Source organism: Streptomyces sp. NPDC048442, assembly GCF_040651475.1.
Lineage (GTDB): Bacteria > Actinomycetota > Actinomycetes > Streptomycetales > Streptomycetaceae > Streptomyces.
The window spans coordinates 209,187-225,376 of record NZ_JBEZKB010000005.1; the positions used below are offsets into that span (position 1 = coordinate 209,187).

9 protein-coding genes are annotated in these 16,190 nt (G+C 72.4%); 6 read left to right on the forward strand and 3 right to left on the reverse strand.

Features of this window, described 5'->3' with window-relative positions; translation table 11 throughout:
- The first annotated feature begins 613 nt into the window (after positions 1-613).
- From AB0D18_RS10485 to AB0D18_RS10505, 5 genes are all read left to right on the forward strand, one after another.
- Complete coding sequence (locus AB0D18_RS10485; protein WP_362415326.1) at positions 614-1,513, forward strand: acyltransferase domain-containing protein; 900 nt, start codon at positions 614-616, stop codon at positions 1,511-1,513.
- 143 nt (positions 1,514-1,656) lie between these two features.
- Entirely contained in the window at positions 1,657-2,097 is a 441-nt protein-coding gene (locus tag AB0D18_RS10490) for a hypothetical protein (protein ID WP_362415069.1), read from the forward strand.
- A gap of 535 nt (positions 2,098-2,632) precedes the next feature.
- Entirely contained in the window at positions 2,633-5,506 is a 2,874-nt protein-coding gene (locus AB0D18_RS10495; protein WP_362415071.1) for a DEAD/DEAH box helicase, read from the forward strand.
- Entirely contained in the window at positions 5,503-6,765 is a 1,263-nt protein-coding gene (locus tag AB0D18_RS10500) for an SWIM zinc finger family protein (RefSeq protein ID WP_362415073.1), read from the forward strand. The genes AB0D18_RS10495 and AB0D18_RS10500 overlap by 4 nt, the downstream gene beginning before the upstream one ends.
- 67 nt (positions 6,766-6,832) lie before the next feature.
- Positions 6,833-8,926: a tetratricopeptide repeat protein gene (locus AB0D18_RS10505; RefSeq protein ID WP_362415075.1), complete on the forward strand. Its 2,094-nt coding sequence runs from the start codon at positions 6,833-6,835 to the stop codon at positions 8,924-8,926.
- A 7-nt stretch (positions 8,927-8,933) separates the two neighbouring features.
- Here AB0D18_RS10505 and AB0D18_RS10510 read toward each other — a convergent pair whose 3' ends face one another.
- The 3 genes from AB0D18_RS10510 to AB0D18_RS10520 all read right to left on the reverse strand — a co-directional run bounded on the left by AB0D18_RS10510 (position 8,934) and on the right by AB0D18_RS10520 (position 13,767).
- Complete coding sequence (locus AB0D18_RS10510) at positions 8,934-10,583, reverse strand: translation initiation factor 2 (RefSeq protein WP_362415077.1); 1,650 nt, start codon at positions 10,581-10,583, stop codon at positions 8,934-8,936.
- Between the two features lie 239 nt (positions 10,584-10,822).
- The gene (locus AB0D18_RS10515) at positions 10,823-11,485 is read right to left on the reverse strand and encodes a hypothetical protein (RefSeq protein WP_362415079.1); all 663 of its coding nucleotides are present in this window, start codon (positions 11,483-11,485) and stop codon (positions 10,823-10,825) included.
- Positions 11,486-11,583: 98 nt separating this feature from the next.
- The gene (locus AB0D18_RS10520) at positions 11,584-13,767 is read right to left on the reverse strand and encodes a TerD family protein (protein WP_362415328.1); all 2,184 of its coding nucleotides are present in this window, start codon (positions 13,765-13,767) and stop codon (positions 11,584-11,586) included.
- A gap of 422 nt (positions 13,768-14,189) precedes the next feature.
- On the opposite strand from AB0D18_RS10520, the gene AB0D18_RS10525 reads away from it, so the two are divergent.
- Positions 14,190-16,181 carry a hypothetical protein gene (locus AB0D18_RS10525; protein WP_362415081.1) on the forward strand — a complete coding sequence of 664 codons (1,992 nt, stop codon included), beginning with the start codon at positions 14,190-14,192 and terminating at the stop codon, positions 16,179-16,181.
- The last annotated feature ends 9 nt before the right edge of the window (positions 16,182-16,190 follow it).

The following is a 16,190-nucleotide window of genomic DNA, read 5'->3' on the forward strand; positions in this document are numbered from 1 at the left end:
AACCCTGCACGGCACACGGGCGCGGCGGGATTCCGTACGAAGAAGAAGACGGGAACGGGCGACGGCCCCGGGCGGGACGGCTCAGGGCAGGCCGGAAGGGGAGAACAGCCTCTGCTGCCGACGCGCGGAATCCCTCTCCTCTATGAGGAGAGCTCTATGGAGCGACCTCTATGAGGAGAGCGGCGGGACGGGACGCGTCAGTGGAGGCGATGCGTCAGCAGCCGGACGTACGGCAGGAGAAGGCCCGACAGAGCATGGTCGAGACACGGAGCAGATCCACGTGACGACGCGATACGAGAACAGGGGCCATGCCCGCATCCTCGCCGCCCGTGGTGCTGCCCGACAACCATGGTCCGCATGGTGGATGCGTACGTCTCACCGACTGGATATCAATGCCGGTGCGCACCGCGGTGGCCCGGGTGATGATGGGACTTCGCGCAGGGCGACGAAACAGGGACGGCGAGGGGTGGCTCACATGGTGGCCGTACGGGAAGTGCTCCGGTCGGACGTGCACTTGGCGGAGTGGCTGAAGAGTCTGGAGGCGCTGGAGGGGGCCGGGTCCGAATCCGGGACCGGGGGTGAGGTCTCCGGGACCGGGGCTGAGGTCGAGGCCGTGCTGCCGACGGCTGACGAGCTTCCCGCCGTACTGCTGGACCTGGCCGTTCCGCACGAGGACGTCAATCCGCTGGTCGCGCTGCGGCGCACGATGGCGGAGGACCCCGAGTGGCGGTGGCTGCTGGGGCGCTGCGTCCGGGGCCTGGTGCGGGACATGGGGGTGCCGGACGGCGGCGTGGAACTGCCGCTGCTGCCCGCCGAGTTGGGGGAGGCGGGCAGGTACTTCCCGGTGTACGTCTTCGTCGCGGCGCTGGAGCACGCTCGTGCGTACCACCGCGGCATCGGAATTCCCGAGGAGGTGTCCCGGCGGACCCTGGCCGATCTCGGGCGGAACATGGCAGTGCACCGCAGGCGGGAGGGGACGGGCGGACTGCTGGTGCCGTACTGGATCAGGCTCCATTTCCGGGGCGAGATCTACCAGTTGGGACGTCTGCAGTTCCAGCGGACGGTCATTCGGGGAAGGGCCGCGGCGTCCCTGGCCGAGGCGGGGCGGCCCGGCGAGGCGGACGACCCCTGCCTGAGCATCCACATTCCGGACTTCTCCGGCCCGCTCTCGCCGACCGCGTGCGAGGAGTCACTGGCCGCCGCACGCGCCTTCTTCCCCCGCCATTTCCCCGAGGAGGGGCACCGGGTCGCCGTCTGTGAGTCCTGGCTGCTCGATCCGCGGTTGCGCGCATGCCTTTCCGGCCGGTCCCGCATCGTCCGCTTCCAGGACCTCTTCGAGCGGGTCGCCGCAAGGGACGAGGAGTATGACAGCGGGACGCTCGCCTTCGTCTTCGGCACCGCGGACATCCCGGTGGCCGAACTGCCGCGCCGTACCTCGCTGGAGCGCGCGGTGGGAGACCACCTCCGTGCGGGCGGGCACTGGTACGGCGGCGTCGGGTGGCTCACGCTCTGAGGGGACGGGGGCTGCCGAGTCTGCTGCGTGGGCGCGCGGCGGAACGCCTCCTCTTGAGGTGAAGGGCGTGCTCCGGGGCACGGATCGTCCTACGGTTGCCTGACGGCGTACGAAGATTTCCAGCAACACCCCAAGGGGGAACAGTGGAACCGGAATTGGTGGCACTGGCGACAGCGGGCGCGACCGCCCTGGTGCAGCAGATGGCCACGGACGGATGGGCCCAGGTACGGGGCCGGCTCAGCGGATTCTTCTCGCGGGGCAACGGCACCACGGACGAGGAGACGCTGGCGGGAGAACTGGAGGCCACCCGGGGCGAGCTGACCGCCGCGCTGGCCGACGACGACCGGCAGATGGCCGCCGACCTGGAAGGCGCCTGGCGGCTGCGCATCCGCCAGACCCTGGCGGCGGACCCGGCGGCGGCGGACCGGCTGCGCGAGATCCTGGCGGAGCTGAAGCCGGTGGAGACGGGGGGCGGGGTGCGGGTGCACTCGGTCCACAACGAATTCTCGGGCACGGCAGAGAGTGCCCCGGTCATCCAGGCCGGTGTGGTGTCCTCGCTGACGACGGGGCGTGGCCAGGGCTGAGGGGCTCCGGGACGGGGCTGAGGGGCTCCGGGATGGTGTTGAGGGGTTCCGGCGCGGGGCCACGTGCGTTCATCCGTCGGGGGGCGGGCCGGGAGGTTCGGTCTGCCGCCTCTACTGGCCGGGGCAGGGCGGTCGGTGCGTCCGGGCCTTCGGGCCTTCGGGCCTTCGGGCCAGGGTGGTCGGTCCGTCGGGTGTTCGGGACATCGGCCTCCGCCGATCCCGGGCCCGCGCAGCGCCGTGAAGGCTTGTCCCGGCGCCGTGTCGCCCCGTCCCATTCCGGGACCGTGACGCGTCGCCGCGCCCCTGTGCCGTGATACTTCGCCCCGGCCGGGTCGGGCCGCCCCGGCCGTGACGCCTCGCTGCACCCCGGACGCGGTGCGTCGCCTCGTACCGGGGCGTGATGCCCGGCTTCCTCCCAGCGCCGCACGTCGCCACCCCGCCCCCACTGTCAGACCCCGCCCGTACACTCGCAGGTCCACGCAGAAAACCTGCGCCCACCTGCGCAGATCACACCCGGACGGGAGGCGGCGCCGCGATGGTCACACTGCACACACCCCATGCGTCGCCCCGCCGCCTGCCGCCGTACGCCGCCGCGCTCTACTTGCCCGCACCCCTGCCCCGGGACGGCCGTATCGCCCTCTGGGCCCCGGACGGCACCCCTCTGTCCGGGGTCGGTGACGTCCTCGGCGCCGCCTCCGGCTCCCTCAGCGTCGTCCGCCGGCACGGCGCCGTCGTCCGTACCCGCACCGTCCCCGCCCTCCTCCTCCCGCTCGCCGATGCCCTGCCGCTGCTCGCCGCCGCCCGGCACGATTCCCTCGCGCATCCGGCGACCCGTTGCTGGGGCGCCGCCGCCCTGCACGCCCTGCACCTGGCCGCGCGCGGGCTGCTCCTGCCCGGCCTCACCGCGTCCGGCGACGACGCCTGGCGGGCGGGTCCGCCCGACGCCGCGGACATCGCGCACCTGAGGGCGATCGCCGCCGCACTGCCGCCCGAGGGGTACGCGGTGCCGTTGCCCGACCGCACACCCCTCCAGGTCCCCGACCCCGCCCACCTGGTGAAGTCCTTCGTCGATGCCGTCGCCGACACCCTGCCGCGCACGCCTGCGGCGGCCCTCGCCCTGGGCGGCCCCTTCGCCGCGCGCGAGGCCCAGCACCTGCCAGGGCTGCGGGAGTGGGCCGCCGAGGTCGCGGCCGGGGCGGACGCGGGGGTACGGGTATCGCTCCGGCTGGACCTCCCCGCGTACAGCCTCTTCGACACCCCCGACGAAGACGCCCAGGGCAGCCGGGACGCGGGCGGGCGCCGTGCGGGCGCCGCCGTCGTGCAGGTGCACAGCCTCGCCGACCCGACCCACCTCGTGGACGTGGCGGACCTCTGGGACGGCGAGGGCGGCGACCACTTCGGCCCGCGCGCCCGCATCGACACCGTCCTCGCCCTGCGCCGCGCAGGCCGCGTCTGGCCGCCGCTCGCCCGGCTCCTGGAGCAGCCCGTCCCCGACGTACTGCCGCTGTCCGACGACGAGTTGTACGACCTGCTCGGCGCAGCCTCGCACCGGCTGGAGGCGGCGGGCGTCGCCGTCCACTGGCCGCGCGAGCTGGCCCGTACGCTCACCGCCACCGCGGTGGTGCGCCCCGCACCCGGCTCGGCCACCGACGGCACCCCCTTCTTCGAGGCGGACCAGCTGTTCGCGTTCAGCTGGCAGCTGGCGGTCGACGGGGAGGAACTCACCGAGGCGGAAATGGACGCCCTGGTCGAGGAGCACCGCCCGGTGGTCCGGCTGCGCGACCAGTGGGTGGTGGTCGACCCCGCGCTCGTACGCAAGGCCCGCAAGCGGCAGTTGGGCCTCCTCGACCCGGCCGACGCGCTCGCGGTGGCGCTCACCGGCACGGCGGAGGTCGAAGGGGAGCGGGTCGAAGCGGTTCCGGCCGGTGCGCTGGCAGCCCTCCGCGACCGGCTCGCCCGGGGCGGCGCGGACACGCTCCCGCAGCCACCCGCCCTGAACGCCACCCTGCGCGACTACCAACTGCGCGGCCTGGCCTGGCTCGACCTGATGACCTCGCTCGGCCTCGGCGGCTGCCTCGCCGACGACATGGGCCTCGGCAAGACCATCACCGTCATCGCCCTCCACCTGCACCGCGCCCGCACCGCCCCCACCCTGGTGGTCTGCCCGGCCTCCCTCCTCGGCAACTGGCAGCGCGAGATCGAGCGCTTCGCGCCGGGCGTGCCCGTCCGCCGCTTCCACGGCACGGCCCGTGCGCTGGACGACCCTCTCGACTCGGACGCGGGCGACGGCGGCTTCGTCCTCACCACGTACGGCACCATGCGCACCAGCGCGGCCGAACTGGCCACCCACCGCTGGAACATGATCGTCGCCGACGAGGCCCAGCACCTGAAGAACCCCCGCTCGTCCACGGCGAAAGCCCTCCGCACGATCCCCTCCCCGGCCCGGATCGCCCTCACCGGCACCCCCGTCGAGAACAACCTCTCCGAGCTGTGGGCCCTCCTGGACTGGACCACCCCCGGTCTGCTCGGCCCACTCACCACCTTCCGGGCCCGGCACGCGCGCGCCGTCGAGAGCGGCGAGGACCCGGAAGCGGTGGAACGCCTCTCCCGCCTCGTCCGCCCCTTCCTCCTGCGCCGCAAGAAGTCCGACCCGGGCATCGCCCCCGAGCTGCCGCCCAAGACGGAGACCGACCACCCCGTCTCCCTCACCCGCGAGCAGGCCGCGCTCTACCAGGCGGCGGTGCACGAGACGATGGCCGCCATCGAAGCGTCCGAGGGCATCGCCCGCCGCGGCCTGATCATGAAGCTGCTGACCTCCCTCAAGCAGATCTGCAACCACCCCGCGCAGTACCTCAAGGAGAACCCCGCCCGGCTCACCGCCCGCTCCGGCAAGCTCGCCCTCCTCGACGAACTCCTCGACACGATCCTCGCCGAAGAGGACTCCGTACTGATCTTCACGCAGTACGTGACCATGGCCCGGCTGCTCTCCCAGCACCTGTCCGCCCGCGCGATCCCCTCCCAACTCCTGCACGGGGGCACGCCGGTGGCGCACCGCGAGGAGATGGTCGACCGCTTCCAGTCCGGCGAGGTCCCGGTCTTCCTGCTCTCCCTCAAGGCGGCGGGCACCGGCCTGAACCTCACCCGTGCCGCCCATGTCGTCCACTTCGACCGCTGGTGGAACCCGGCGGTCGAGGAGCAGGCCACCGACCGCGCGTACCGCATCGGCCAGACCCAGCCCGTCCAGGTCCACCGCCTGATCGCGGAGGGCACGGTCGAGGACCGTATCGCCGAACTCCTCGCCTCCAAGCGGTCGTTGGCGGACGCGATCCTCGGCACGGGCGAGGTCGCCCTCACTGAACTCACCGACCGCGAACTGGCCGACCTCGTCTCCCTGAGGAGGCCGTCGTGACACCGCCGCCCCCGCCCCCGCCCCCGGCAGCCCAGGCGGACCACCGGCGTACGTTCCCCCCGTCCCCGGAGACGAGCGGCCCCGCCACCACCTGGTGGGGAAAGGCCTGGGTGGCCGCCCTCGAAGCGCTCTCCCTCGACCCGGCCCGGCTGGCCCGCGGCCACGCCTACGCCGACGCGGGCCACGTCGACACGATCACGGTCACCCCGGGCCGGGTCGTGGCGTACGTACGGGGCAGCCGTGCCCGCCCCTACCGCGCGGACCTCCGGCTGCGCACCCTCGCCGACGACGACTGGGACACCTTCCTGGACGCGGCGGCCGAGCACCCGGCCCACCTCGAAGCGCTTCTCGCCAAGACCATGCCGCAGGCCCTGCTCGACCCGGACTCACCCCTCTCCGACGTCCCGCTCCTGCCCGCCACGGCCGGCGACCTGCTGCCCAGCTGCACGTGCCCGGACGCCGGCCGCCCCTGCAAGCACGCGGCGGCCCTCTGCTACCAGGTGGCCCGGCTCCTCGACGAGGACCCGTTCCTCGTCTTCCTGCTCCGCGGCCGGGACGAACGCGAAATCCTCGACGCTCTCTCCCGCCGCAACGCCGCCCGCACCGCCACGGAAACCCGCGAACCCCCGTCCGTCCCGGCGATCGGGGCCCGCGAAGCGCTCGAGCAGGCCCGCCTGCCTGGCCTGCTCCCGGCACCCCTCCCGCCGCCCGCCCACCCGGGCACCCCGCCCTCGTACCCGCAGACCAGAGGCGCCCCCGACCCACTGGCCCTGGACCACCTGGCCACCGACGCGGCGATCCGCGCGCACACGCTTCTCACCACCGGCGCCGACCCGATCGCCGGTCTCACCCCCTGGCAGGACGCGGTCCGCATCGCCGCGGCCCAGCCGGGATCCGGTCTGACCGCGGCGACCCGCTCCCTCTACACGTCCCTGACCAGGGCACTCGGCCGCACCCCCACGGAACTGGCCAAAGCGGTCGCGGCCTGGCGGCAGGGCGGGGCCACCGCCCTCGAAATCCTCGACGAACCCTGGGACCCGCCCGCCGGCCCCTTCGACCGCGCCCGCTCCGCCCTGCTCGCCCTCGGCCACCAGGACTTCCGCCCCTCACGCAACCGCCTCACCGCCGGACGCTTCCAGCTCCGCTACGGCCGCGACGGACTCTGGTACGGATACGAGTCGGACAGCGGCAGCGACGACTGGTGGCCCGGCGGCGCGGCGGGAAACGACCCCGTCCACGTACTCGATCTCCTGCGATGACACTCCGTCAATACGCTTGGAAGCAGGCCGTGTTCCGCGCCCAGGCCGCTGCGCCTAGAGTGGCCGCGTGCCGGATCAGACGTGGAACAGCGTGGGTGGGCAGGCCAGGGTGGGTACGGTCGTCCAAGCCGGCCACATCGGCGAGCTGAACACCCACGACGAGCACCATCACCATCACCACCATGGCGATCCCGTCGTGTCTCCTCCCGCCGGGATCCCGTACCAAATCCCCCCGGAACCCCGCCACTTCGAGGACCGCACCGCCGAGCAGGAAGCCTTCCGGCAGCTCGCCGCGGATCGCCCTTCCGCCGGCCTGCTGGTAGTCAACGTCTTCGGCACTGAAGGCGTCGGCCGCACCGCACTCGCCGCCCGGCTCGCCCGCAGCCTGCGGGAAAGCTGCCCCGACGGTGTCCTGCACATCGACTTCGACGACCACCGCACCTCCGGCGACGGCGGGGTCGACCGGGCCGCGGTCCTGACGGAACTCCTGCACGCGTTCCAGGTGTTGCCGCCCTGGCTGGGCACCACGCCCGAGGTCCTCGGCAAGCAGTACCGGACGCAGACCGGGCGGCGGCGCCTCGTCGTCGTACTCGACAACGTACGCACCGGGACGGAGATCACGGACTGTCTTCCCGCAGGCCCAGGCAGCGTGGCGGTCGTCGTGAGCCAGGGGCTGCTGCACGACTTCACCGACGGCCCCGTCCTCGAACTGCCGCTGGGGCCGCTGGAGGGCGCCGACTCCGTACGCCTGCTGCACCACCTGGCGGACGACCCGCGACTGACCGCGGAACCGGCAGCGGTACTGGCGCTCGCCCGCGCCTGCGGAGGGCTTCCCGCAGCGCTCCACACGGCCGCCCAGTGGCTGCGCAAACGCCGCAACAGCCGCATCGAGCGGCTGGTCGCCGAGCTGAAGGGGAAAGGCCTCTCCATGGTGGAGAACGTCTGGACGGCCGCGTACGAAAGCCTGCCCGAGCAGACCCGCCGGCTCTACCGGGCGCTGGCGGTCCACCCCGGCCCGCACCTCACGGCAGGTGCCGCGGCCGCTCTGCTCGGCACGGACCAGGACGACGCCGACGCCGCCCTCGACGCGCTGGAGAACACGGGCCTGCTGCTGCGCGGCGCGGGCGGCCGCCTCCGCCTCCCCGACCTGCTGCGCGACCACGCACAGCACACGGCCGACCGCGACAGCGTTCCGGGCGAGGCGGCTGCCGCCCGTGGCCGCCTGCTGCACTGGCACCTGCGGCAAGCACAGCGTGCCGACGAGACGGCGGCGGGCCTCCGGATGACGTTCGGGCCACCGGTCCCCGTACTTCCGCTTCCGTACGCCGCCGATGTGCCGTTCGAGGACAAGGCGGCCGCACTGGAGTGGCTGCGGGCCGAACGCCTGGTCCTCTCCGGCTGCGTACGCACGGGATACGCACACGGCCTCGACACCGAGACGTGGGCGCTCTGCGAACCGCTGTGGACCTTCCACCTCGACCACCCGCACCCCACCGAGACGACCGAGGCGTTCCGCACCGGAGTAGCGGCGGCCCACCGGGCCGGGGATCAGCGGGCGGTGGCCAGGATGCACTGCCAACTCGCCCGGCTGCTCTGGGAGCAGGGCGAGTACGGGCAGGCATCGCAGGAGCTGGAGCGGGCGGTGGAAGCCGCGGCCACGACGCCGGAGCGCAAACTGCAGGCCTCGGTGGCCGAGTTCCGGGGCAAGCTCCTCGCCGTGCAGGAGCAGTGGGCGGAGTCCGTCCCGTACTTCGAGGAGTCCCGCCGCATCCACCACGAGATCGGCAACGCCTACGGCGCCATGCTGCAGACCTACCTCCTCGGCCGATCCGCCCAGGGCATGGGCGACCCCGGCCTGGCTGCCACCCTCCTCGGCGAGGCGCACACGGCGGCCCGCGCCCTCGGCCGCGAACGGATGACCGCCCGCACCGGCTTCGCACTGGGCGGCGTACTGCACGGCCTCGGCCGCACCGACGAGGCGCGCAAGCTGTACGAGGCCGCGCTGGACAGCGCACAGCTGCGCCACTCCACCTTCGACGAGGCCCGGGTGCACGAGGCGCTGGCGGCGCTCGCCACCGACACCGGCGACACTGAACGGGCAGCGGCGCACGCCGGATCCGCCGCTGCGATCCGGAAGGCGGCGGGCGCGCTGGAGCCGTAGGGACGTGTCAGCAGACTCTGTCGGCCATGTCGTCACCGGCGGGGGAGAGGTCCGCCTCATAGCTGCGCCCCGCCACGACGCACCGGATGCGCCGGTGGGTGGAGCCACTCCCGAGCAGTGCGTGCACCGCCGACAACACGGCGGCGGGGTCGGTACGGAACACTCGGCCGTCCTCCCGGCAGGGAGCCACCCGCACCTCCCACAGCGGCCCGCCGTGCCGCCGGACCGCACAGTGCCCGGGGCCGAGGACGACGGCGGCGGTGCGCCGAGCCCCGTACTCCTCAAGCGTCCGGTCGATCCAGCCCCGCACGGTCCACTCCTCCCCGTACCGGTCCTCAGGAGCGGTTGCGGCGCGCCGGAACAGCAACCCGGCACTCTGCGACTGCCGGGTCGTCGCCCGGTCGACCTCGGCGGCCAGATGGTGCACACCGTCGCGCCCGCCCGCGTGCGTCCGCTCGATGTGTACGACGCCGCCGTGCTGCTCGATCCGTACGGCGAAGGCGGCGATGTCCCGCCCGGTGGAGACGGGGGCGGGCAACGGCCTGGCATCCACGGCCCCCGCTCCGCCGGGCGGCACCAGGCCCAGCAGGCCGTACAACTCGTGGCGCAGCCGCTCCAGCACGCGCCCCTGCCCGGCGAAGGCGGGTGAGGCGAGGCGGCGCACGTCGACACCGCTGCTCGCGTAGGCGTCGAGGATCTTGCCGAGGTCGCTCGTGTCGCCCGGGTTGCCCGGGTCGCCCAACATCGGTATTCGGTACAGCACTTCCGCCATCGGGCTGCCCGGGATCAACTCGTTCCCGCCGTCGCAGGCGGCGACGAGCGGGGTGCCGAGCGCTGCCGCGTACAGGGCGGTGGAGCCGTGGTCGGTGAGGACGGCGTCGGCGGCGACGAGCAGCGCACCCCACTCCTCGTACGTCCGGGCCTGCACCATCCCCGCGTCCAGGGCGGGGGCGAGGCGCTCGGTGAACTCCCTCGCGCCGAGGCGGCTGTGCGTATTGGGGTGGGCGATCAGCGCCAACTGGTAGGCGTCGCAGGGCAGTGCGCGTGCCAGTCGGCCCGGAAGACCCGGATGTCTGCCGAGCAGTGACTCGGGCCCCCAGGTGGACGTCAGCACGACGAGCCGGCGCCCGCCCGTCGCCAAGGCCGCCCGGTAGCGGCTGCGCTGCCCGGCCGAGGCCAGCATGCGCTCCAGCGTCGGGTCGCCCACCACGGCCACGCGCCCCGCGACGGCCGGAACGGCGCGGGTGAGCCGTGCGGCCTGATCGGGATGGGCGAGGGCATGGAGTGCGGCAACGGGCTCGCCGTCCTCGCCGACCAGAAACGCGGGATCGAAGCCCGAGGCCTGCCCCGCGGTCCCCTCCCAGGGGAGCGCCTTGCTGAAGCCGGCCCCGTGCGGCAGTAGAACCTTGGGCCCGCGCAGCTGCCCCAAACCGCCCTTGGGACTGGCCGCCACCACCAGGTCGTGCGTCTCCGCGAGCGCCACCTCCCACGGAACGCACAGCCCGCCGAACCGCTCGACGGCCTCCCGCGCGTCCCGGCCGAACTCCGAGCCGGGAACGAGCGTGAAGCGCCGCCGTATCCGGGAGTCCCCGGCGAACACGGGCAGCACATCGAAGAGCCGGTGCAACGCCCCCGCCGACCGAGCCGCGAACAACACCGCCTTCTCACCGCTGCCCGCTGCCCGCTGCCCGCTGCCCGCTGCCCGCTGCCCGCTGCCCGCTGCCCGCTGCCCGCTGCCCGCTGCCCGCTGTGTAAGGGTTAATCCTACTTCGCCCCGTTCCGCCAGGCAGTGCCTTTCCCGCAACTGCCCCCTCTCGCGAGGAGGTTTTGGGCAGGTCCGACGGCATGGCGAAGATCGTACGCGTCACGAAGGCGGCACGACCCCCAGCGCCCGAACTACAGCAGCCGCCCACCGGGCCCCACCCCCCGCTCCCTGAGCTGCCGCCGGCACTCGTCGGCGAGCCGCGGATACCGGGCGGCGATCGCCCCGTACACCCGGATCCTGAGCAGCTGCTCCGCCTCGGCCCGCCCCGTCACGCCGTACAGCCCGTCCAGCAGGTCGTCGTACCGAGTCAGCGCATGGCGCAGATAGTTGACCTCCCACCTCACCAGGGCGTCCGGTTCCGCATTCGCCACCGTCGCAGGTTCGGGATGGTGGTCGCTGCGGTACTCGGCCCGCAGTTCGTCCAGCTGATTGCGCCGTCGCACGGCTCGCTCGGCCAGTTCGCGGTCGGCCATCCGCGGAACCTCGATCTCCACGGCCCGTACCGCAGCGAGCACGGCCTCCCGTCTCTTCCCCGCAGCCGCCCTCCCGGCGGCAGACCTCCGCTCGGCGGCGGCCCGCGCCACCTCGAACTCCTCGCTCCGCTCCGCCTCTTCGACCCGCGCGACCGCATACAGCCGTATCGGCGGCGCCGACCGGTAGTAAGGATTCAGCGCCCGCTTGTCCGGCTCGCCCAGCAGATCCCGCACCATGGCACGCGTCCAACCCCGTGCAGCCAGCCCCGCCAGCGACACATGGGTCGGCACCCACCCCTCACGCCCACTGCTCTCCGTCATCAGTCCCCCCGCAATGCTCACGGATAGTGATGACTTCAGTGAAGCGCACACCACTGACAACGCCTGGCCGGGCTTCGCAGAGGCCCGGCCAGGGATCCTTATCCGGCGGGCACCGGCGGCGTCGACCGCCCGGCGGAGCTCCGGGTCGTCCCAGCGGTGCTCCGGGCCACCTGGGTCACCACACCCAGATAGAAGTGGGCGACGGCCGCATCCACGGAGCGGATGAATCCGGTCTCGGCGTTGCCGCGCGTGCTGCCCGCGCTCTTGGAGAGCGACAGCCGGAACCCCGTGAGGGGAACGGCCCCCTTCGGGAGGAGGTCTCCCGGCTCCCGGCGCAGCTTTTCCATGGTCCCGCGCGGGCCGGTTCCCTCGCCGTCGACGAGCGTCTGGACGTGAAGATCGGCCGGAGCACCGTCCAATTGTTTGATCAGGCGCTTTGCCCAGCTCAGGGGGTACCCCTGCTCCGGGACCGGAACATCGACGGACGTGCGGAGCTTCCCCAGCCGCAGATCGGCGGTGAGCGAGAGGATGCCGACCGCTCCGTCGACCCGGATCTCCGCGTGCAGCCGGCCGTCCTCACAGAAGCGGTCGGCGAGTTCGGCCCGGCGCGGCTGGGGTTCCGAGCCCCGTTTGGCCCGCTGGACGGGGATGACCTTCACGCCGAGCTCACCGCCGAGCCGCAGGCACACCTGGCGGACGAGCCGTTCCCAGCTCTCCACCACCCGTACGGTGCGCGGGTCGCCCGGGCAGAGGGTTTCCTCGTCGATCCCGTTGCGTACCGGGACCCAGAAGGGGCCCATGTTCTGGAACCCGTGACACCCGGAGTTCTCGTGCTGGAGGTAGCAGAGGAGTTCCTGGAGGAGCCAGGCGTGCGCTTCGTGCGCGACACCCTCATGGCGGATCAGCATCTGTGCCTGGTGGGCCACTTCGGCCCAGGAGAGATGCCACAGCGCCACTTTGTTCTTGCGCCGGCCGTCGATCTTCACGTCGACGAGAGGGCTGCCTTCGAGTGCGACGTCGTTGGAGAGCGTGATGACGGCCTCGTACCCGCGGCGGGCCGCGATGTCGACGTAGGCCTGGATCTGTTCGCTCTTCAGCGGATTGCCGTTCGTCTTGGTCTCCACCAGGGCGGTCCAGAGCTTTCCGGCACGCTCGACGCGAATGACTCCGTCGGGGCGCTTCGGGCTCTCGCCGTGCGGCAGGGACACCTCCGTGAAGGATTCCATGCGGCCTGCGGGAGCGCCGAACGCAGCCGTCAGACGCCGCCCGAACTCGGGTACTTGCGCCATCACCGACAACAGGACGGAGGTCGCCCTCGTCTCACGTTCCCTGTCGCTCTTCAAGGAGGAAGCGGGGAAGAGCCGGGAAGGGTTCCAGGTGTCGTTCTCCGCCAGAGACGCCTTGGTGATCTTGGGCAGAGTCACCTTCTTCTTGGCCGTACGCAGCCGGCGCGGCGGGGCAGTCGGGGCCTCGGCAGCCGGCGGGGACGGGGGTGCTGTGGGCGGGGCCTCGTCCGGAGCGGCGGGGCCGGGGCCCCGCGGCGGGCTCGCTGGCTCAGCCGTGGCTTGCGCGGGGAGGAGCGGACGGGGAGCGGATTCCTGTACGGATTCCTGTACAGCTTCCGGTTCCTGCACAGCTTCCGGTTCCTGTCCAGCTTCCGGTTCCTGCACGGATTCCGCCAGTGCCTCCGAATCCGGCAGCACCCCCGTGGCAGGATCCGCGTCCGCGTCCGTCTCCTGCCCGTCGTCCTCGTCGATCTCGATCCCGTAATCAGTGGCCAGCCCCGCCAGACCGGTGTCGTAGCCCTGCCCCACCGCACGGAACTTCCACTCCTCGCCGCGTCGGTACACCTCGCCGAAGACGAAGGCGCTCTCCGTGGTCGCGCCGGTGATGGCGAAGCGGAGAACGGCCTCGCCGGTGCTGTCGGCGAGCTCCAGCGCCAGATTCTCCAACTCGCCGAACGCGGCGCGCCGGTGGCGGCTTGCGGCAACGACCAGCCGGACGACATCGGAAGGCAGCGCCGAAAGGCAGAGCTGGATCCTGTCCTCGTTGCCGGTGTCGGTCGGCGTCAGCCCGAGCAGCTGCACGCTTCCGTCGGGCGCGGTCGGGTTGTTGTAGAAGAAGAAGTCGTCGTTGCTTCGCACTTTGCCGTCCGCGCCGAGCAGCAGTACCGAGACATCGGCGTCGCCCTCGCCGCTCTGGCTGGTCCAACTCAGGCTGACCGCGAAGGATTCGTTGTGCTCACTCAGCGCCGAAAGAGAGACATTGGCACCTTTGATCATTTCGTGCATGAGAAATCCCCCCACGGGACGGAGACAGTGCGGCGAGAACGAGTCCCGCAGCGCTCCTGGACCGACTGGACCGACTGGAACGAATGGAACGAGATGAGATGGAAGCTCCTCCCCAAGGAGCGTGCAGGGAGCGTATCTTGGCGGGCTGCCTCCCCGGGGCATATCCGCAGTACGTCAGCCGGGGGCGCCGATTCCATGGTGCGAGAGCCATACGGACCGTCAAGTAGCTTGTGAGTACTGGTGGTCGGGTGGCGACACGGGGCGGGGCAGACATGCATGACGAGGTCGGCAGGACCGTGAACGAGGTCGGTGGGACCGTGAACGGGCCGGTTGTGCAGGCGCGGGACATACACGGGGACGTGGTCATCCGGAGCGAGCCCCGCGAGAGTCGTGCACCGGTGACACCCAGGCAAGTGCCACGCGGTCCGCGGAAGTTCGTTGGGCGGGAGCAGGCGCTGGCCGTTCTCGACGGTGGCGGGGTGGTGGCGCTGAGCGGGCTGTCGGGGGTGGGGAAGAGAGCGGTGGCGCGGTGGTGGGCCGAGGGAGTGCAGGAGCGGTTCACCGGGGGTGATGTGTACGTCGACTTCGCGGCTCTGGGCGCTGAAGGGCCGGGGTGGGCGGGGGTTGACGGGCCGCAGTTGGCGGGGGCCGATGTGTCGGCTGCGGTGAGCCAGTGCCTGCGGGGGCTGGGGGTCGAGAACGCCTGTCTTCCTGCTTCGCTCGGGGAGCTGAGCGCGCTGTTCCGGACGCGCACCACGGGGAAGCGGGTGCTGGTCGTACTGGAAGGCGTGCAGGAGGCCGCGCAGGTCCGGGCGTTGATTCCGGGAACAGGGCCGAGTGCGGTGGTGGCCATCGGTCGGGGGCGGTTGGCGGGGCTCATGATGGACGGAGCCGACTTCGTACATCTGGACCCGCTGGAGCCGGCACACAGCCGGGAGCTGTTGGAGCATTTGTGTGGTGCGGATCGGGTGGCGGCCGAGCCGGAGGCTGCAGCGCGGATCGTGGAGTGGTGCGGTGGGCTGCCCGTGGCGCTGCATGTGGCCGCCGCCCGGCTGGTGGTGCACCGGCGGCTGACGCTGGGCATGCTCGCTGGTGAACTGGCCGACGAGAAGCGGCGGTTGAGCGCGCTGAAGATACCGGGGGAGAGTGTCGTGGCGGTGTTCGGGGTGGCGTACGAAGGGCTGCCGGAAGAGGTCCGGCGGGTGTACCGGTTGCTGGGGCTGTATCCGGGGCGCAGCTGGGAGGTGGGGCTCGCCGCCGCCCTCGCCGGGGTCGATGGCGGGTCGGCGCAGGACGCCCTGGACGTACTGGAGGAAGCCAGCCTCGTCGAGGTGGTGGACGGTGGGCGCTACGCCTTCCACGACTTGGTGCGGCTGCACGCCCGGAAGGTTGCCGAGGACGCGCGGGAGGACGCCGGGCAGGTCGTGGAGTCGGCCCTCGGGCATCTGTTGCGACTCGCCGCCCATGCGGATCTGGCCGTGATGGGCGGGCGGATGCGGGCCGGGCGGTATGCGGAGCGGGTGGCGGCGGAGGCTTCCCCGTTCAGGGACACGACGGGGAGCGGGGACGGGGGCAGGGGTGAGGCCCTGGACTGGCTGGAGGCCGAGCGTGCCGAGATCCTCGCCGTACTGCGGGAGGCCGCATCCCGTGGACTCCACCGGGATTGCGCCGAGTTGGCCGAGGCGCTGACCGCTCTCTACCTCAATCGGCGGTACGTCGCCGACTGGCTCGCCTCCGGTGAAATCGGCGTGCGGGCGGCGGAGGCGGCCGCTCTGCCCGCCTCCGAGGCCCGGCTGCGCGCGCTGCTGTCGCGTCCGCTGATGGACCTCGGGGAGGAGGAGCGGGCGCGCGTGGAACTGGAGACGGCCGTGGTCCGAGCGGACGAATCGGGGTGGCTGCTGCTGCGTGCTTCGGTACGGGAGTTCCACGGGCGGTGGTACGACCGGTACGCGCCCGACCGAGCCGTGGGGGTCTATCGGGAGGCACTGGCGCTGTACGAGGAGGACGGCGATCCGCGCGGCATCGCCATCGGGCTGTACTTCCTCGGGTGCGCGCAGGATGCGGCAGGCGAAGCGGAGGCCGCTCTCGCGACCCTGCGCGACGCCGGTGCGCGGTTCGCGGCGATCGGCGACCGCCGCATGGGCGCCCGAGCGCGCGCGGCCGAGGGGGACGTACTGCTCGGGCTGGGGCGCAAGGACGGGGCGGTCGCCGCACTCACCGAGTCGGCGGATGCCCTGCGACAGGCCGGTGCGGTGCACTACGAGGCTGTGCACCGCGAGACGCTGCACCGACTCACCGGTGAGGGACGGCAGTTGGAGCGCGCACTGGAGATCTACGAGGCTGCGGGCAGTCCGCGCGCCGAGGTCGTGAGGTCACTGCTGGAGGGCCCGGGGGAGCATGCGTAGCGACGTCTT